This is a genomic window from Komagataeibacter kakiaceti JCM 25156, from assembly GCF_000613305.1.
Genome location: NZ_BAIO01000798.1, coordinates 1 through 750 on the forward strand (window position 1 = coordinate 1; position 750 = coordinate 750).

General features: G+C 61.2%; 1 protein-coding gene. It reads left to right on the top strand.

Translation table 11 applies throughout. From position 1 onward, the window contains the following. Positions 1-388: 388 nt before the first annotated feature. On the top strand, positions 389-750 hold a 362-nt coding region (locus JCM25156_RS19035; RefSeq protein ID WP_025814409.1), incomplete at its 3' end, for an aquaporin.

Sequence of the window (750 nt, forward strand, 5' to 3'; positions counted from 1 at the left end):
TCGTGGCCATGCCGCCCAGCATGGCCACGAGCCCGCCCAGCATCAGCACCGACCGGCCGCCCCTGCCGGCAGGGCAGCAAAGTGGGTCCTCTTTCCAACAGCAATTCATCAGCCTGGTGTGTCTGCCCCTGAACATACGGTTAACAAAGCCCACCTGCATCCTGGTGCGTGAATAATATCGGTTCCGGTCGGATGGCGGCGGATAAAGCCGGGTTCGGACGCCATCATATGCAATACGGGGTCGGACTGCATCCTATATAGAAAAAACGTTGAACAGCTATGCATTAACTATTCTCATGCACGGCATATATTCGCATGATCTTCTTTATTCCACACCATTTCTTCCGTTAACTCAAGAGCTGTACATGCTGAGGACGGAGTAAGACAGATGACCGCACCCCGTCAGCCAGGTTTCCATCCCGCCGAGGACCGGCCCCTTGCCGGCGCCGCGCATCCGGACCATCCCCTGCACTGGAAACTGTATGGCTGCGAACTGATCGCGACGGCGGTGCTGATGCTCTGTGGCATCGTTTCCGTCACCGTGCTGACCACCCCCTATACGCCCGTGGGCCGGGTGCTGGACCATCACCCCATCGCCCAGACCGCGCTGTGCGGGCTGTTTTTCGGCCTGTCGGGCACGGTGGCCGCGTTTACGCCGTTCGGGCGGGTCAGCGGGGCGCATGTCAGCCCGTCCGTCTCGCTGGCGTTCAGCCTGGCGGGGCGGCTGGGGGGCGTGGATCTGTGCGGGTA